General features: G+C 37.7%; 17 protein-coding genes. 12 read left to right on the forward strand and 5 right to left on the reverse strand.

The genetic code is table 11. The features are described 5' to 3' along the window. Positions 1 to 333 precede the first annotated feature (333 nt). Positions 334 to 1161 carry an ABC transporter ATP-binding protein gene (locus D8M06_RS12330; RefSeq protein WP_121204706.1) on the forward strand — a complete coding sequence of 276 codons (828 nt, stop codon included), beginning with the start codon at positions 334 to 336 and terminating at the stop codon, positions 1159 to 1161. 76 nt (positions 1162 to 1237) lie between these two features. Then, positions 1238 to 2029 carry an AAA family ATPase gene (locus D8M06_RS12335; protein WP_121204733.1) on the forward strand — a complete coding sequence of 264 codons (792 nt, stop codon included), beginning with the start codon at positions 1238 to 1240 and terminating at the stop codon, positions 2027 to 2029. Positions 2030 to 2190: 161 nt separating this feature from the next. Here D8M06_RS12335 and D8M06_RS19855 read toward each other — a convergent pair whose 3' ends face one another. The 4 genes from D8M06_RS19855 to D8M06_RS12350 all read right to left on the reverse strand — a co-directional run bounded on the left by D8M06_RS19855 (position 2191) and on the right by D8M06_RS12350 (position 3634). Beyond that, the gene (locus tag D8M06_RS19855) at positions 2191 to 2340 is read right to left on the reverse strand and encodes a hypothetical protein (RefSeq protein ID WP_158591789.1); all 150 of its coding nucleotides are present in this window, start codon (positions 2338 to 2340) and stop codon (positions 2191 to 2193) included. Positions 2341 to 2368: 28 nt separating this feature from the next. After that, on the reverse strand, positions 2369 to 2563 hold the full coding sequence (locus D8M06_RS12340; protein WP_121204707.1) for a YwbE family protein: 195 nt from the start codon (positions 2561 to 2563) through the stop codon (positions 2369 to 2371). 22 nt (positions 2564 to 2585) lie between these two features. Next, positions 2586 to 2858 carry a DUF1292 domain-containing protein gene (locus D8M06_RS12345; protein WP_121204708.1) on the reverse strand — a complete coding sequence of 91 codons (273 nt, stop codon included), beginning with the start codon at positions 2856 to 2858 and terminating at the stop codon, positions 2586 to 2588. A gap of 131 nt (positions 2859 to 2989) precedes the next feature. Beyond that, positions 2990 to 3634, reverse strand: a complete 645-nt coding sequence (locus D8M06_RS12350; RefSeq protein WP_121204709.1) for a TerC family protein — start codon at positions 3632 to 3634, stop codon at positions 2990 to 2992. 555 nt (positions 3635 to 4189) lie between these two features. Here D8M06_RS12350 and D8M06_RS12355 point away from each other — a divergent pair. The 7 genes from D8M06_RS12355 to D8M06_RS12385 all read left to right on the forward strand — a co-directional run bounded on the left by D8M06_RS12355 (position 4190) and on the right by D8M06_RS12385 (position 11746). After that, positions 4190 to 5050: a 3D domain-containing protein gene (locus tag D8M06_RS12355; protein WP_121204710.1), complete on the forward strand. Its 861-nt coding sequence runs from the start codon at positions 4190 to 4192 to the stop codon at positions 5048 to 5050. 1221 nt (positions 5051 to 6271) lie between these two features. After that, positions 6272 to 6658, forward strand: coding sequence for a DoxX family membrane protein (locus D8M06_RS12360; RefSeq protein ID WP_121204711.1), 387 nt, complete (start codon positions 6272 to 6274; stop codon positions 6656 to 6658). 193 nt (positions 6659 to 6851) lie between these two features. Continuing rightward, the gene (locus tag D8M06_RS12365; protein WP_121204712.1) at positions 6852 to 8111 is read left to right on the forward strand and encodes an MFS transporter; all 1260 of its coding nucleotides are present in this window, start codon (positions 6852 to 6854) and stop codon (positions 8109 to 8111) included. Positions 8112 to 8132: 21 nt separating this feature from the next. Next, positions 8133 to 9788 carry an FAD-binding dehydrogenase gene (locus tag D8M06_RS12370; RefSeq protein WP_121204713.1) on the forward strand — a complete coding sequence of 552 codons (1656 nt, stop codon included), beginning with the start codon at positions 8133 to 8135 and terminating at the stop codon, positions 9786 to 9788. A 144-nt stretch (positions 9789 to 9932) separates the two neighbouring features. Then, positions 9933 to 10490 (forward strand): GNAT family N-acetyltransferase, encoded by a 558-nt coding sequence (locus tag D8M06_RS12375; protein ID WP_121204714.1) that lies wholly within the window; start codon positions 9933 to 9935, stop codon positions 10488 to 10490. Positions 10491 to 10508: 18 nt separating this feature from the next. Further along, positions 10509 to 10916, forward strand: coding sequence for an NUDIX hydrolase (locus tag D8M06_RS12380; RefSeq protein WP_121204715.1), 408 nt, complete (start codon positions 10509 to 10511; stop codon positions 10914 to 10916). 149 nt (positions 10917 to 11065) lie between these two features. After that, a complete protein-coding gene (locus D8M06_RS12385) occupies positions 11066 to 11746 on the forward strand; it encodes an NUDIX hydrolase (protein WP_121204716.1) in 681 nt (226 codons plus the stop codon). Here D8M06_RS12385 and D8M06_RS12390 read toward each other — a convergent pair. Further along, positions 11733 to 12557, reverse strand: a complete 825-nt coding sequence (locus D8M06_RS12390) for an MBL fold metallo-hydrolase (protein ID WP_121204717.1) — start codon at positions 12555 to 12557, stop codon at positions 11733 to 11735. The two genes, D8M06_RS12385 and D8M06_RS12390, sit on opposite strands and share 14 nt — an antisense overlap. Before the next feature lie 186 nt (positions 12558 to 12743). Between D8M06_RS12390 and D8M06_RS12395 the strand changes: the two genes are divergently transcribed. The 3 genes from D8M06_RS12395 to D8M06_RS12405 all read left to right on the forward strand — a co-directional run bounded on the left by D8M06_RS12395 (position 12744) and on the right by D8M06_RS12405 (position 16856). Continuing rightward, on the forward strand, positions 12744 to 15944 hold the full coding sequence (locus D8M06_RS12395) for a DEAD/DEAH box helicase (RefSeq protein ID WP_121204718.1): 3201 nt from the start codon (positions 12744 to 12746) through the stop codon (positions 15942 to 15944). A 74-nt stretch (positions 15945 to 16018) separates the two neighbouring features. Next, positions 16019 to 16159: a YpzI family protein gene (locus tag D8M06_RS12400; RefSeq protein ID WP_121204719.1), complete on the forward strand. Its 141-nt coding sequence runs from the start codon at positions 16019 to 16021 to the stop codon at positions 16157 to 16159. A 250-nt stretch (positions 16160 to 16409) separates the two neighbouring features. Beyond that, positions 16410 to 16856 carry a helix-turn-helix domain-containing protein gene (locus D8M06_RS12405; protein WP_121204720.1) on the forward strand — a complete coding sequence of 149 codons (447 nt, stop codon included), beginning with the start codon at positions 16410 to 16412 and terminating at the stop codon, positions 16854 to 16856. The last annotated feature ends 603 nt before the right edge of the window (positions 16857 to 17459 follow it).

Consider the following 17459-nt stretch of genomic DNA (forward strand, 5'->3'; position numbering starts at 1 on the left):
CATCCTTAATTAAGTATTTCTTAATTAAATAAATATCGTTTTTATCAACAGCGATGATTAAAAAGCGACAAGAGTTACCAACAGTTACGAAAAGCCGTCTCATTATCGAGGCGGCTTTTCGTATGAAAGTATAGGAATTGAATCCATTATTTTTTACTTTCAGATAAAACGGTTACAAATGCTGAAGTACAAGGCAGGATATGATTTTTTTAATTGAAAATTGTTATCATTGACTAATAGATAAAAAGCAAATACAATAAAGTTAAACATGTCGGAAAGAATTGGTTCATATATTGTTATAGACGTACGTTAACTTTAGGGGGGATGATTCTTATGCAGACAATATCAGCAAACGATTTAACGTTAGCGTATGGGGAAAATTTAATCATTGATGATGTCGATTTAGTTATTCCTAATGGTGAAATTACGGTGTTAATTGGTGCTAATGGCTGCGGGAAGTCCACCCTATTACGATCTTTAGCTCGTCTGATGAAACCAAAAGAAGGAAACATCGTTTTAAATGGGCAAGATATTGCAAAAATGAAAACGAAAGAAGTAGCAAAAAAACTGGCGATTTTACCTCAAAGTCCAATTACTCCAGAAGGCTTGACTGTAAATGAATTAGTTAATCAAGGAAGACATCCATACAGAGGTTTTACTAAGAAGTGGTCAAAAGAAGATGATGAAGCTGTTTATAAAGCACTTGAATTAACCAACTTACTTCCATTAAAAGATAGATTGGTGGATTCACTATCTGGTGGTCAGCGACAGCGTGCTTGGATTGCTTTAACATTGGCACAGGAAACAGAGATTATCTTATTAGATGAACCGACTACCTATTTAGATATGACACATCAAATAGATGTTTTGGATTTATTGTTTGAATTAAATGAAAAAGATGGACGTACAATTGTTATGGTGCTGCATGATTTGAATTTAGCAAGCAGGTATGCGCAAAATATCGTAGCTGTTAAAGACAAGAAAATCTTTGCACAAGGGAAACCAGAAGATATCATTACGAGTGAATTAGTTCATGAAGTTTTTGAAATGAAATGCAGTGTTGCTTGTGATCCATTATTTGGAACTCCTATGTGTATCCCATATGGAAAAGGACGTTGTGTGTATAATCAAATGGGTAACTCACTTACATCTGGACTCTAAATTAGAATAAAGTGTTATTCCCCCATTACTATCCAGTGATGGGGGATTCGTGTTTTACATAGGTATACTACTTGATATGATTGGAATAGGGGAGAAAGGAGCTTGTTTCAAATTGATATTAAACTGTGATACACAATATATGAAAAGGGTTCTTTTAAAAACGGAGCGCATTTCTTCATATGCCAAGTTTCCGCTTAACTTATCTGTAATAAAAAATTTTAAAGAACTAATCCTTCATCCCAATGTTACTTATATCGTTGGAGAGAATGGTATGGGAAAATCGACATTGCTTGAAGGAATCGCTATAGGGCTTGGATTTAACCCAGAAGGTGGAACACTTAATTATAATTTTTCCAGTTATGATTCGCATTCAAACTTAGATGAGTATTTACGAATAGCCAAAGGACCGTATAAGCCTGACAATAGCTTCTTCTTTCGTGCGGAAACCTTTTATAATGTAGCTTCTTATGTTGAAGATTTAGATAGAATTCCTAAGGCAGGACCAAAAATTGTCGATTCCTTTGGAGGAAGATCCCTTCATGAGCAGTCACATGGTGAATCATTTTTCGCTGCCTTTATGCATCGGTTTGAAGGAAATGGATTATATATTTTGGATGAACCAGAAGCAGCTTTGTCACCAATTAGGCAAATGTCGCTACTGAGCAGGATTCACGAACTGGTGAATCAAGGATGTCAATTTATTATTTCCACTCATTCACCGATTATTATGGCTTATCCCGCTGCGAAGATCATTCAGCTTACGGAAGAGGGGATGGAAGAGACAAGATTGGAAGACACGGACCATTATGCTGTAATGAAACAGTTTTTTGATAATAGAGGGCGGTTGCTGTATCATCTATTTGAATGAAGTTTCAGACCTCTTTTATAACTTTCTTCATGAAAACCAGTCATTCACTGATTTTGAGTTTATTCGAGAATAGTGGTGTAATCTTAGAAATTACAGGTATAGAATGGAAAGCTAGCAATGCATTCAACGCTTGCTAGCTTTTATAATATTTATCCATCCGGTCAATATTCAATTTCTTCAAAGTCTTGTGGTTCTATTGTGGGCTGTCTTTGACTTAATTCTTTGTTGTTCTTAATTTCATCATTTATTTCCTGGTAAGATTTCACCTTTTTTGGTCGTTTTTTTGAACCATTATTGTTGTTATTACTCATGCTGCTCATCCTTTCCTTTCAATCCTGGCTAGTTTATAATTTCTTTCACCCGACCAACAATTCCATTATCTAGCATAACTTTTATGCCATGGGGGTGTGTGGTGGAATTGGTTAATATTTTCGATACGACACCTTCTGTTAATTTTCCAGATCGCTGGTCTTGCTTTTGTACGATTCTTACTTTGAGTCCTGGATTTATATTTTCTCTTTTTGTACCAGACAATTACTTGAACACCTCAATTATTTTATTCTTCTTCCTCTTCTATAATTGCATCAAAGGCTTCCGACACTTTTTCAAATTCTTCGTCCGACTCTATGGCTGATAGGTCACCATCTTCATCAATTTTCAGGAAAAAGATATCAATGTCATCTTCGCTATCATCTTGTATATCTTCGGTAAAACTTACCCCGACATAATCGATGTTTTCTATGGTAACTTTTGCTAACACTTCTACCGCTTGTTCTTCTTCTGCTTCGTCAACAATAGTAAAAACTTCACCAACTTTAATTTCCTCCATTACTAAAAACCTCCTTCAATTCGTGCTGGATGTATTGGTAGTTTCTAGTCTTAATGTTGCCATATTAGGTGAAAATAATCCATTACCTGAATAATATCTGTTAAGTGTAACTGGGAGATAGGGAACTGTCTCTATTTTACACGCCTTAGTCCGCCAACCAATAGGGTTATCATGGTTACGAATATTAGTAATGTTAGATTAGAAATTCCAGTTGCTTCAAAAAAAGGGTGGACTCTTTCTTCCTTTAAAATCATTTCGCCACCAGTCCATGCAAGCAGTCCTGCTCCGATAAAAATAATGACAGGATATTTTTGCATTAGTTTTAGAATTAATTCGCTTGCAGTAAGGATAATCGGGATACTTAGAATGATACCTGCCATAATTAGAAGCAGATTGCTGTTGGCAACTGCTGCGATGGCTAGTACATTATCTAAACTCATAATGACGTCAGCAAATATAATAATGGAGATAGCCTCTTGTATAGACTCACCACTTTTAATATTATCTGTCTCTTGCTTATCCACTAATAGCTTATAAGAAATAAAGATTAAAAGTATTCCGCCAATCAGCTGAATATATGGCATTTCTAAAAGATTAATCAACAGAATAACGAACAGTATTCGTAGTGCAATCGCTCCTAATGTGCCCCATTGAATGGCCTTCCACTGAATATCTTTTGGCAAATTTCTGCTTGCCATCGCGATTACAAGGGCATTATCCCCACTCAATAGTATATTGATAAGAAGTATTTCCAGTATAGGTTGAATAAAATCCAATGAATGTCACTCCTTACTTGGTGTGATGTTTGGGTGTATGTTTATTTGCCTCAGGGTTTGTCTATATCTGCTCTAGTCGTGATATACCGCTAGTTTTCTTTGATTTCGTATCTGTTTTGATTGATATACCTGCCCAAAAGTGCTAATGTTCAAACAATTCTATCTCATCTTTCCCGCAGAAAGCCAGAGTGGGTAAACGCACCAATCATCCATTTCAAGCTATGTCGCACTTTCTATCAGCTATGACGCAACAAAACTTAATAATGGTTGTCCAAGGAGTCTCTTTTTTCATTGTTATGAGAATAGCAAGATGATAAGTACACTTTTTTCTAATACTGAGGTGACATATCAGTTCTGCTGTTTGTGCTAAATTCTGTCTTCTTTAAGTAGGGAAAGTCTAAATTTTATGCAATTGCTAGAGCGAATAGAACCTATTAATCTAAATATCTTTCATTTGTAATTTGCGACATAAACTCTTAAACAGGCTGTAACCACAGATAGGGGGTACCCGTGTTACGATTGGCTTGTCAATAAGAAAAAAGGGGAGATTACATAATGAAAAAATTGTTCACTGCAATTTTAGTAATAATCTTGACAAGTATTTTTGCAACTACTGTATCCGCAGAAGATTACGAGGTGCAAAAGGGAGACACCCTTTGGAATATAGCGAAAGACAATGATACTACTGTGGAAACGTTGATGGAGATAAATGGGCTGAGCTCTTCTTTAATTTTTCCAAAACAGGTATTGAAGATAGACGAAAGAGAAGTGGAATATTATGTTGTCGAGCAGGGAGATACATTAAATAAAATCAGTGAAGCCTATGGTGACTCTGTTTCTGTTCCTAACTTAAGAGCTTGGAATGACCTCACTTCTGATTTAATTATGGTTGGGCAGGAGTTGGTAGTAAATGGACCGGAAAATGCAGTAGCATATAAAAGTGTAGAGCAAAAAGTAGAATCAGACGAGAAGCTATCTGAAAAGACTACTGTTGTTGCTTCTGCTAGCACGAAAGAAGAAAGCTCAACGAAGGAAGAAAGTAAATCTGACGTGGAAAGTAACTCAAAAGTAGAAAGTAAATCAACAGAGGGGGAAGCACCCGATAAACAGGAAACAAAACCTGAAGGCAAAACATTTTCTATGGAAGCAACTGCATATACAGCATACTGCACGGGGTGTTCAGGGATCACTGCAACAGGTATAAATTTGAAAGAAGATCCTAATGCCAAAGTTATTGCTGTCGATCCAAACGTTATTCCACTTGGTTCAAAAGTTCATGTAGAAGGCTATGGTTATGCGGTTGCTGGTGATACAGGCGGCGCTATCAATGGGAATAGGATAGATGTCCATTTGCCTACCAAAGATCAAGCCTACAGCTGGGGCAGAAGGGTAGTCGAAGTTACTGTTGTAGAGTGATTGAGTAAACGGTAGGCTAGTAGTTGTATTATATAAATAGTAAAGTGAATAACTATATAGGGTGCGATTCTTCAAAGAGAAGGTCGCATTTTTTTTAATAGATAAGAAAGTATATAATTTTCTACTTACCAAGTTAGAATTTTGGATTGGAGAAAATCGGCTATTTCGCCGATTTCCTCCAATCCAACTTCTGACCTCTGGATAGCCGAGTTTTTCTTAAGGAACTTTTCGTATAGTTTTGTTGCTTCTTGAAGTTTTACAGTTGATAGAAATTCCTGATTTATTTAATTCAGAATAATTAGCTCTCTCTTTCACTTATGAATGTTTTCTGCTGGCATTCGCTCCGACACAATACTTGCGGTTCGTGGGCACGGCCTCAGCCTCCTCGGAAGAAAAACACTTCCTGCTCAGGTCTGGACACGTGCTATTCCCACAGGACAAGGAAGGCTTCGTTAGCATTACATCGCACGAAGAAAATTGGTTTTTATTTTCGAGGAGTCTCCGTATTCTGCCTCCGCCGCTATGATATACTCTCTAGATATTTTTAAAGCTATAGTCTATAAAGTCGCGTTTGGGGCAATTGTTCCTCGTAAAATAGAATTATTCTAGTTAAAATCAAGTAGAGCAGAAATTTAGCGAAGGAAATACACGGAGACTCCTGCGGGAAGAAGAGCATCGGTGAGACTACGTAGTGCGACAGCACGAAGGAGGCTCACCAGCTCCCCGCGGAAAGCGGAGTGTATTTCCGTAGCGGAGAGAGCAGTATTCTGAATTAAAGATATTAGGACTCTATACAAAATGTAAAGTAAAGTTAAAAGCAACAATCTTTAAAAAAAGAGCCTTTGTTAAAGAAAAACCTTAAGTCTTTAAAAAATTTAGAATAATAAGAAGAAGTGGTGACACAAAAAGTATGGTATTTGTGTGTCAAAATAAAACTATAAATAATGAAGCAAAAATGGAGAAACTCGAACAGTAAATCCTGAAAATGGATTAGGAGCTTGACTTAGAAAGTTTACAGGAACTATTTTAAAGAAAAGGAACATCTAGTGAAACATTGGGAAAAGCTTTTGAACGAATAGGGTATTAATTATATGTGCCAGTCTTACTTTTAAAAAGTGTGACTGGTACTTTTTAATTGTCAAGTAGTTTAAATAGTGGGAATATAATAAATATAGAGTATGGAACTGGGTAGTATCCATAAATATATTGGAGGGAAGGAATGTGAATAAAATATTATTCTATATTTCAAGGTACTTACTAGGAATCATATTTCTTGGGGCTGGTATAAATGGTTTCTTTGTCATCTTTGGTTTTGACCCATTCATCGAAACAAGCCCTGAGGCAATGGCATTATTTGAATTTCACTATTTATTGGTCTTTGAAAAGGCACTAGAGGTTATCTGTGGGATTTTACTATTATTTAACCGATATGTACCGTTAGCTTTAGCGATTTTATCTCCAATCATTGCCAATATTTTTTTACTGCATTTGTTTCTTGATCATTCATTGCTTTTATTAGCGTTAGTACTTGTGGTCGCTTATTTATACATGGCCTATAAGTATAGAGAAAATTTTAGGAAAATATTTGAAAAGAATCCATCAATATAATTTTAGTAGCTACTGGTTCGGGGTGCTAACATATCCCATAAAGCTTATATCAATTCATTTACAAAACAAAAACAGGTAATGTATAATTTAATTATTGTGAAAATTATTAAATTATAGCATGCAAGAGGATATTCTAAGCGAGAAAATGATACCATTATCTACTTGCCCCAAAAATAGGAAAGAAGTGAGCACTATGGATAACAAGAAACGTATTTATTATGGTTGGTATATTGTCTTTTCCGCCTCAATCATTACCTTACTTACGATGGGGATGAGGATGGGGATTGGTCCCTTTGTCAATCCAGTTATGACTGATTTAGGGATGTCTCGCACTGATCTATCGATTATTATCGCTTTTGGTATGATTGTATATGGAATGGGCATGCCTGTAGCAGGTCTATTGTTAAAAAGTTATAGTACTCGATTTGTTATGTTACTAGGACTTGCAGTTGTTTGTTTATCCATTGTGTGGACAGTCAATTCTACAGGCTTTATTTCGTTTTTCTTATCATTTGGTGTTTTTCTTTCACTTGGACTTTCCTTTCTCAGCAATATCTCTTTATCTCCTATTGTCAGTAAATGGTTTGTTCGACAAAGAGGAAAAGCACTGTTCTACTTAACAACAGGTGGAATGGCAGGGATTGCAATAATGACCCCCGTTGAAACCTGGTTAATTCAACTTGTTGGCTGGCAACTAACACTACTAATCTTTGCCGGCATATTCATTGTTATTGTTCTTCCTTCAGCTATCTTTATTATGAAAGAAGATGTACCAGAAGAGGCTGATGGGGGAGTTAATGCAGGTAATAGGGAAAGAGTAGCTGCATTAGAAAATATTACGTGGAAAGATGCACTTGCTACAAGAGCATATTGGCAGATTGTCTTTGGATTATTTGCATGCGGCTTCGGAATGAATTTATTAGGTTCTCACGGGGTTCCCATGTTGATAGATCATAACTATGAGCCAATGATTGCTTCGTTTGGAGTCGGAATGATAGGAATTGTAGCCATATTTAGTACCTTGCTTTTGGGACAGCTAGCAGACCGCTTCCCACGAAAAAATATTTTGTCTTTAGTTTATTTTGTTCGTGGGTTGGGTTTTTTTGGCCTTGTTTTATCAATATCTACTTGGCAGCTTTTTCTCGTAGCCATTGTAGGCGGCCTTGTTTGGGCAGGGTCTATCGCCATGTCCACTGCAATATTAAGTGACTTATATGGAGTTCGTTTACTAGGGATTTTAAATGGTTGGGCATTTTTTATGGGACACCAGATAGGTGCTGCATTAGGTTCCTTTCTAGGTGGATGGGGTTATGAAGTTTTTGATACACATCTTTTTTCATTTGGTATTGCAGGAGTACTAGCCATTTTTGCTAGTTTGGCTTCGATTACACTGCCACAACATATATCATTTTCTAAAAAGATAGAAGGGGAATTAGTACAGGAAGCGAAATAAGCGTTTAAAGGGGGACGTCTAGTGGAATATGATGCGATTGTAATAGGGGCAGGGCTGGCAGGTTTGGTAGCAACAGCAGAAATTGCAGATGCTGGAAAAAAGGTATTGTTATTGGATCAAGAGCCAGAGACTTCGTTAGGTGGACAGGCTTGGTGGTCTTTCGGTGGTTTATTTTTAGTTGATTCACCAGAGCAGCGTCGAATGGGTGTAAAAGATTCAAAAGAACTGGCATGGCAGGATTGGTTGGGAACAGCTGAATTTGACCGAGAGGATGACGAAGATTTTTGGGCAAAAAAATGGGCAGAAGCCTATGTTGATTTTGCTGCAGGCGAGAAAAGGGCATGGTTACATAATATGGGAGTGCGCTTTTTTCCAGTTGTTGGTTGGGCAGAGCGAGGTGGGTATCTTGCGGAAGGACATGGAAACTCGGTACCCCGATTTCATATCGTCTGGGGAACAGGTCCAGGAATTGTGGCCCCATTTGAACGAAGAGTCAGGGAACATATAAAAAGGGCTTTGGTAACCTACAAACCGCGTCATCGTGTAGATCATTTAGTAACAAGTAATCAAAAAGTCGTTGGTGTGTCTGGCTCCGTTTTAGCTCCTAGCTCGGCAGCACGTGGAGAAGAAAGTTCGAGAGAGATAATTGGAGAGTTCGAATATAAGGCACAGGCAGTTATTGTTTCAAGTGGCGGGATTGGTGCTAATTTCGATTTGATTCGCAAAAATTGGCCAAGCCGTCTTGGAACTCCGCCAAAACGAATGATTTCTGGAGTACCGGCACATGTTGATGGCAGGATGCTTGAGATTACAGAGGAATCTGGCGGACGTATTGTGAATCGGGATCGGATGTGGCATTACACAGAAGGAATTAAAAACTGGAATCCCGTTTGGCCAAAACATGGTATACGGATTTTACCAGGACCATCTTCCATTTGGCTGGATGCAGAGGGGAATCGCTTTTCTGCTCCCAATTTTCCCGGATTTGATACATTGGGAACGCTGGAGGCCATCCAAAAGACCGGTTACGATTATTCCTGGTTTATTCTCACCAAAAAAATCATTGAACGAGAATTTGCCTTGTCCGGTTCTGAACAAAATCCTGATTTAACGGAAAAAAGCATGAAGAAATTATTAAGCAGAGTATTGCCAGGGGCACCAGATCCGGTTCAGGCATTCATGGATAAAGGAGAGGACTTTGTCGTTGCAGAGAACATCGAAAATCTTGTTATCGGGATGAACAAATTAATCGGCAATAAATTACTTGATATAGAGCATGTGGAAAGACAAATTCGAGCAAGGGATCGGGAAATCGAGAATCCTTTTACCAAAGATTTGCAAGTAACAGCACTAAGAGGTGCGCGTAACTATTTGGGTGATAAATTAATTCGTGTCGCTAAACCGCATAAAATTCTCGATTCGAAAAATGGCCCACTTATCGCTGTCAGATTAAATATACTTAGTCGCAAAACATTAGGTGGTTTACAGACTGACCTTTCAGGCGGCGTGTTAAATGCCTCAGGGAATGCGATTTCCGGTCTTTATGCAGCTGGTGAAGTTTCTGGTTTTGGTGGTGGCGGAGTTCACGGATATCGCTCACTGGAAGGGACCTTTGTGGGAGGATGTTTGCTTACAGGCAGAGTGGCTGGACGCAGTGTTGCAGAGGCATTAGGTTAAAAATAGGGTTTAATATAAAAACTAGTTAAAAAGCCAGAATCATTATATGATTTTGGCTTATTTTATTTTTAAATATAATAGTTAAAATATTATGTTAGTATATAAAATAAGTAATTTTTAAAAATGAATAAGTGAGGGGATTTCATGTTTATACATAGAGTTGATGAGGATTTAGCTTTAAAAATAATAGATTTAAGAGATGCAGAGAGGATTTTTGAGCTAACTAATCAGTCAAGAGACTATCTTAGAGAATGGCTGCCATGGGTAGACATGACAATTAAATTAGAAGATACTTGCGAGTTTATCAAAGGTACTTTAAAAGGGTATGCCGAAAATAGAAGTCTTACTACTGCCATATTATATAAAGGAGAAATTGTTGGTACGGCAGGATTTAATGAAATTAAATGGTCCAATAAAACGGCTTATATTGGTTACTGGCTTGGAGAAGCATATCAAGGAAATGGAATCATGACTAAAGTGGCGAAAGCATTGACCAATTATGCTTTTCAGGACTTAAAGCTTCACAAAGTAGAAATTCGTGCAGCAGAAGGGAATAAGAAAAGCAGAAGTATTCCCGAAAGATTACATTTTGTCAAGGAAGGAAATATTAGACAAGCTGAGTTGCTAAATGAACATTATGTTGACCATGTGGTTTATGGGATTTTGGCTGAAGAATGGAATAAAATGCTAAATAATGATTAGAGAAGGAGGATAATTCCAATGACAACGCCAAAGCATATTGTTTCTGCCGCAACGATTGTTTTAAATGATCATCATGAGGTTTTGCTGATAAAAGGGCCAAGAAGAGGATGGGAAATGCCTGGTGGACAAGTGGAAGTAGGAGAATCTCTGAAAGATGCAGCCATTAGGGAAACAAAAGAAGAATCAGGAATAGATATTGAAATTACTAGGTTTTGTGGAGTGTTTCAAAACGTAAGCAGTTCTATATGTAACCATTTGTTTCTGGGTAAACCAATAGGAGGAAAACCATCAACAAGTCCGGAAAGTTTGGAAGTTGGATATTTTCCGATTGAAAAAGCATTGGAAATGGTCACTTGGGATAATTTTAGGCAAAGAATAGAGTGTTGTCTGGACCAGGATACTCACCCCTTTTATGTCGATTTTTGATATGTGGTAGACTGGAACTTCAGACAAGCAATAAAGGACAAAAAGATCCACCCTCATTATTATGTCCTCCAAAAGAAGGGGTTTTTGGAAAGAAAGTGGAATATATATAGAAGAGATAGTATTAGAATAACAATTCAAGGAGGAACAAGATGGCTGCCATTCCAAAACCAGCTTCAACAGTTGTGTTAATAGATGATCATTTTAGGGTTTATTTAACTAAAAGGCCCAAAACGATGAAGTTTATGGGGGGATTTCATGTCTTTCCTGGCGGAGCAATGGAAAAAGAAGACTATGAGATTAATAGTAAACACGTCCATACAGAAAGCCAGGATGAGTCGTTAAGTCATGCACATTATATAGCGGCTGCAAGAGAGTTATTTGAGGAGGTTGGAATTCTGTTAGGGACAACAATGGATGGCTTACCAGTTCAATTACCTAAGGAAGCAGAAAAAAAGTATCGCCGCCAGCTTCTGGACGACGATATTTCCTTTAACTATCTATTAGAGCGAGAAAAAATTCATTTCGATCTTCAATGTTTAACATATTTTGGGCAAATAATTACACCAGAGCGAAGTCCGATACGATTTGATACCCGTTTTTTTCTAACCAAGCTTCCTGAAGGTCAAAAACCAGACCCGGATCCAACAGAAATCGCTGAGGCGTTTTGGATTTCTCCCAAAGAGGCGCTTCGATTATTTCAAAAGAAAGAGATTATGCTCGCACCACCAACGATTGTATCACTCAGAAAGATTATGGATTATCAAAGTGGTGGTCCACTAAAGATGTCCGTCTCGGAAATAGAACTGTTAGAACTCCTTAAGAAACGATAGAATAGGCAGAATCCTCTAATGTAACTGCCCCTTCTTTCATTAATTTGATTAGATGCGCTTCGGTTGTGCGTTTTGCCACCTGAAAGATACTTGGATGAATGGAATCGTTATAGATAAATTCAGTTAACTGAGCAGAAGTTAAATGCTTATGTTCCTGCAGTAAGGATTTTATTTGTTCTTCACGATGTAATCTGCGGTTCCTTACAAATTCGATATGTTCGTATGGTCGGAACACCCAATTTCCATGGCCGGGGCCGATTTTGGAGAGTTTTAAATTCTCCAGCCGATTTAGGGTCTGCAAATAATCTATCATATCTCCATCAGGTGGACCAATCCATGTTGTTCCCTCAGCGACGATATTATCACCAGCAATCAGGATTTTTGGAGATGGAAGATATACGCTTAGATGTCCTGCTGTATGTCCTGGTCCGTGAATGATTTGCAGTTTCTCACCAGCCACAGGGATTAATTCTCCATCACTTAAATGAGACACTTTTTCTAGAGGTGATATGGCTGTTATGATCTCTTCTTTTTCCTTTTCATGACAATAGATAATAGGAGACCAATCGGTTAATTGCTTTACACCTGGAGCATGGTCTGGATGGTGATGGGTAAGAATGATTCGCTGTGGTATGGCTAACCCATTTTCTTTTATTGCCTCTTCCAAAAGTGTCCTTGTTTCCATCACATCATAACCGGCATCGACTAGTAGACAGTCTTGATCGTTCCCAATGAGATAGCAGTTTGTTGTCGTATGAGGATACAAGGTTGGAGTAGGTATAGGAACGCGAATGACTTTGAATATGGACATTTTTATCGCCTCTTTCGTTAATAGATATCTATGTTATAGTATACCTTTTTATCGTTTAAAAATTAAGACTTTTTGCAAAATAAAACGATATAGAATTACATCACTGGCACCTTTTTTTCGTTCGTGATACGTTATACTATATAAATTTACAGAAATAGAATACTGTCCTAAAAGGAGTCTTTGCCCATGCCATTCAAACTAAATCAAAAGAACATCAAAGAGCGATGTGGGGCAGTCTCCTTTAAAAAAGGGGACGCTTTTTATCGAAGCGGTAAAGTACAAATCGAAAATGTCATGTCAGATTGTATCAAAGCAACTGTTAGGGGAACAGAAGATTTTCATGTTCACCTGGAACAGGAGAGTGGAAAATTACATGCGACTTGCAGTTGTCCTACGCTTTCTTCTTTTCAAAAAGATTGCCAGCATATTGCTGCTGTACTAATTGCACTGCATAATCAGGAGCAGCAAAGTCATGATAAACAACTAGATGCTGAATCAATTAGACCAGAATTAACGGAAGGCTTGCTTAACCTATTTCAAACAAAAAAAGTACAATCAAGTGGTCATCTGCACCACTTTGAAAATAGAAAAGTTCTTGATACCACCTTTTTCTGTAAAACCGTTACTATAGATAAAGGGAGTAACATGTTTGCTATGGAAATGTCAGTTGCATCAAATCGCATCCCAGATATTCGTGATTTTTTAGAACAGGTGAAAAATGGAAAAAGATATACGATTTCTGCTGGATTTGCATATGATCCATCCATTCATTGTTTTCAAGAAGAAACGGATTTGGTGATTCAGCAATTGATTCGCATCATGGATGATGAAAAATTATATCGTCGAGCTTTGCCTAATAAATTTGATCATAAGGGTAAAAAACAGCTATTACTTATTCCTGCTTCTTCCTGGGAAAGACTACTGCCTTTGTTAATAAATGTTCCGCAAGTCACTTTGCAATATGATGGAAAAAGTCATATCGGTTTTCAGGTGTCAGACGAGCCTCTTCCATTAACCTTTGAATTGGAAGATACGAGTGCTGGGTATCAGCTCAAGATCAAAGGGCTTGATAAAATGATGGTTATGAAGGCTTATGATGCTGTTCTTTTCTCAGGAAAACTAATAAGGCTAAATCGTGAGGATGCAGCACGTCTAGCAGAACTGAAGCGAATGTTAGATTTCTCAGGATCGAATCGTATTCCAATTCCCGAAGATCAACTCAAATTTTATATGGAAAAATTGATGCCTGCTCTAAGGAAAATGGGGGAGGTACGTTTATCTGGTGCAATTACCGAGCAGTTACAGAAAACGCCGCTTAAGGCTAAGCTCTTTCTAGATCGTGTTAAAAATCGTTTGTTGGCTGGTTTGGAATTTCATTATGAAAATGTCATCATTAATCCACTCGATAAGAGGGAACCACAGATTGGCTCGATGATTATCCGGGATACGGAGAAGGAGGAAGAGATTCTTCAACTAATAAAAGAGAGCGAGTTTAGCCAAACAGAGAGTGGCTACTATATTCATAACGAAGAACTGGAATATACGTTTTTATATCACATCCTCCCCAAACTTCAAAAGCTTGTGCATGTATATGCTACTTCAGCTGTAAGAACCCGAATTGTTCCAAAAAATACGATACCAAAAATTAAGGTGAAACATAAAAAAGAGCGGACAAATTGGCTAGAATTCAGCTTTGATATGGACGGTATTCCTGAAAGTGATATAAAGGAAGTTTTAGCAGCACTCGAGGAAAAACGGAAATATTATCGTTTGCGTGATGGTGCGCTGCTTTCTTTAGAGACAAGGGAATTTGAGGAAATTCAGCGCTTTTTACATGCTGTTCCCATCCAGGATGACGAATTGGAGAAAGGTTTAGAAGTGCCAATAGTAAAAGGACTCAGGCTTTTGGATGTGGTTGAAGATACAGATACCTTTACGCTAGAAGCATCATTTCGTCAATTTCTAAATGAGATACGTAATCCGGAACAATTAACATTTGAGATACCACAAGCAGTAAACGGGATATTGCGAAATTATCAAAAACAGGGTTTTAGATGGATGAAGTCCCTTGCAAACTTTGGGTTTGGTGGTGTCCTCGCAGATGATATGGGTTTAGGAAAGACCGTGCAAAGTATTGCTTTTATTTTATCGGAACTACCCTCCATACGTGAAAGCGAAAAACCAGCTTTAATTGTTTGTCCTTCATCTGTAACTTATAACTGGCAAGGAGAACTCATGAAATTCGCCCCAGAGATTGAAGCAATTATCATGGATGGAAAAAAGGCCGACCGAATAAAATTACAGAATGAAATACAAAATATAGACGTCTTAATAACAAGTTATTCATTACTTAGAAGTGATATTACCTGGCATGAGAAGCAGGAATTTCACGTCATCTTTTTTGATGAAGCACAGGTTTTTAAGAATCCTATGACGCAAACAGCACGTTCTGTTAAAAAATTGCAAGCTACTCATCGTTTTGCTTTAACCGGGACACCTATGGAAAATGCATTGGAGGAACTGTGGTCCATTTTTCATGTGGTGTTTCCAGAGTTATTCCTTGGGTTAAAGGAGTACAGCGAATTATCAAAAAAGCAAATTGCTCGGAGAATTCGCCCATTTATGCTGCGAAGGGTGAAAGAAGATGTTCTTCATGAACTCCCTGAGAAAATGGAAACGATAGAGTCAAATGAATTATTACCGGAACAGAAAAAACTGTATGCGAGCTATTTAGCTAAGCTAAAGCATGATACGTTTAAGCGACTAGACAAGGATACGATCCGGAAAAATCGAATTAAGATTCTTGCTGGCATAACGCGTCTACGACAAATTTGTTGTCATCCGTCCTTGTTTGTAGATGGATATAAAGGTACCTCAGCTAAGTTTGAACAGTTAAAGCAGATTATTGAGGAATCGCAGTTGGCTGGACGACGGGTTCTGGTTTTCTCTCAATTCACTAAAATGTTAAGTTTAATTGGTAATGAATTAGCGTATAAAGGATTTCCATACTTTTATTTGGATGGAAAAACTTCTTCTGAAGAGCGGTTGGAACTTTCCAACAGATATAATCAAGGAGAACGTGATATTTTGCTAATTTCCTTAAAAGCGGGAGGAACTGGTTTAAACTTGACAGGTGCAGATACCGTTATTTTCTATGATAGCTGGTGGAATCCGGCTGTGGAAGAACAAGCAGCAGACCGAGCACACCGTATTGGACAAAAACGTAAAGTTCAAGTAATTAAGCTTGTTGCGAAGGGGACAATCGAAGAGAAAATAAATGATTTACAGAATAAGAAACGTGATTTAATGGATGAAGTAATTGATTCACATGACGAACAGCTGGAAACATTAACTGAAGAGGATATACAGGAACTGCTAATGTTGTAATAGGTTGTAGTTTTAAGTGAAATATTCGAATAAATTCCCATGAAACACTCATCTTAAGAGTGGGAGGTGTTAAGATGGGAAGAGACCGTCAAGAAAAGAAACTGAAACAAAGTGGGCGTGTAGAATCAGATCGTGATGTGGGACTTCGCTTTAAAGGTCGTGCAAAGATGTCGAGTCCAGAAGAAGCAAGAAGATTAAATGATGGTCATAAATAAAATGAAAAGCGGTTCACTTAAGGGTGAATCGCTTTCCAACTTTTTAGGTATTATTTATTAGTAGAAGGAATATGTAATTAAAGAGAGGACTTGACATCATACCGATGAAGTCCTAGAAATTATCCATTTCTGCCTTTATCAAATGTTTCATGGATTATTTCAATAACATCTTCATTTTTATCATTATGATTCCATATCATTATTATCATCCTTTCAGCTATACAATTTCCAATTTTGGGGTGACTTATACATGAAAGAATTAAATATTCACCTAAAAGATGAGACTTATCAGCAGATTAAAGAAATAACGGAACTTGAAAATTTAATCAATCGCCACCGTGATAAGAATCGCAGTGATGATTATAAGATAGAAGAGTTTATTATTGGTTGTGTTATTGACAAGCTGGAACAAATTAAGCATTTTGATAACGTTAATCCTTTTAGGGATCAAAAACAACAGCCTATAATTAAGAATCGATTCAAAGAAATAGCTAAACAGAAAAAAATATTCATAAAGGACATCGCAAAACAATTACAGATGCAACCACCTAATATAAGTAAAATCTTTAACAACATTTCACAGCCTCGTTTGGAATTATTTATTAAAATTTGGATGGTGCTGGGCTGTCCGCCACTTCATTCGTGTATTTATTTGGAGGAGGTAAACGAGAAAGAGGAAGTTCTTGATAAACAGTAGGAAACCTGTAATTGATCTTTATGGAGGTTCTTTTTCTAAAGGAAGATTGGTGCTTTTTGCGCACAACTTTGTTCCATATTTTATATAGACTGTGAATTACTTTAATTAAAGATAAATGTAGTGCCTTGTTGATTTCCTCTCCGGGCAGTCGCTTTCCGCGGGCGGCTGATGAGCCTCCTCGTGCTACCGCACTGCGGGGTCTCATCTAGGCCTATCTTCCCGCAGGACAAGGAAGGCTACGGCAGCATTACATCGCACGAAGAAAATTGCCCTTTATTTTCGAGGAGTCGACTGCCCTCCGCTCCAATCAACCTGCTTAATAGTGGTAGCCTTATCTATATCTATAGAGTCTTTATAAAATGCTTGGAAGTTATAAAGAGCACCAAATTAGCGAAGGAAATACACGGAGACTCCTTGAAAAAAGAAGACCACTTTTTTTCTGCGTGCGATGTAACCCTGCCGAGGCGCTCCTTGTCCTGCGGGAAGAAGAGCATCGGTGAGACTGCTTTGTGCGTCAGCACGAAGGAGGCTCACCAGCTCCCCGCGGAAAGCGTAGTGTATTTCCGTAGCGAAGACTAAGCAGTATTCTTAATTAAATTTATT

Origin of the sequence: Oceanobacillus halophilus, from assembly GCF_003628505.1 — a bacterium.
In the GTDB taxonomy this organism is placed as follows: domain Bacteria; phylum Bacillota; class Bacilli; order Bacillales; family Amphibacillaceae; genus Oceanobacillus; species Oceanobacillus halophilus.

Coding starts and splice junctions, on each gene's coding strand:
- D8M06_RS12330 (WP_121204706.1), top strand. CDS start 334: ATGCAGACAATATCAGCAAACGATTTAACGTTAGCGTATGGGGAAAAT.
- D8M06_RS12335 (WP_121204733.1), top strand. CDS start 1,238: ATGATTGGAATAGGGGAGAAAGGAGCTTGTTTCAAATTGATATTAAAC.
- D8M06_RS19855 (WP_158591789.1), bottom strand. CDS start 2,340: ATGAGTAATAACAACAATAATGGTTCAAAAAAACGACCAAAAAAGGTG.
- D8M06_RS12345 (WP_121204708.1), bottom strand. CDS start 2,858: ATGGAGGAAATTAAAGTTGGTGAAGTTTTTACTATTGTTGACGAAGCA.
- D8M06_RS12355 (WP_121204710.1), top strand. CDS start 4,190: ATGAAAAAATTGTTCACTGCAATTTTAGTAATAATCTTGACAAGTATT.
- D8M06_RS12365 (WP_121204712.1), top strand. CDS start 6,852: ATGGATAACAAGAAACGTATTTATTATGGTTGGTATATTGTCTTTTCC.
- D8M06_RS12375 (WP_121204714.1), top strand. CDS start 9,933: ATGTTTATACATAGAGTTGATGAGGATTTAGCTTTAAAAATAATAGAT.
- D8M06_RS12380 (WP_121204715.1), top strand. CDS start 10,509: ATGACAACGCCAAAGCATATTGTTTCTGCCGCAACGATTGTTTTAAAT.
- D8M06_RS12385 (WP_121204716.1), top strand. CDS start 11,066: ATGGCTGCCATTCCAAAACCAGCTTCAACAGTTGTGTTAATAGATGAT.
- D8M06_RS12390 (WP_121204717.1), bottom strand. CDS start 12,557: ATGTCCATATTCAAAGTCATTCGCGTTCCTATACCTACTCCAACCTTG.
- D8M06_RS12395 (WP_121204718.1), top strand. CDS start 12,744: ATGCCATTCAAACTAAATCAAAAGAACATCAAAGAGCGATGTGGGGCA.
- D8M06_RS12400 (WP_121204719.1), top strand. CDS start 16,019: ATGGGAAGAGACCGTCAAGAAAAGAAACTGAAACAAAGTGGGCGTGTA.
- D8M06_RS12405 (WP_121204720.1), top strand. CDS start 16,410: ATGAAAGAATTAAATATTCACCTAAAAGATGAGACTTATCAGCAGATT.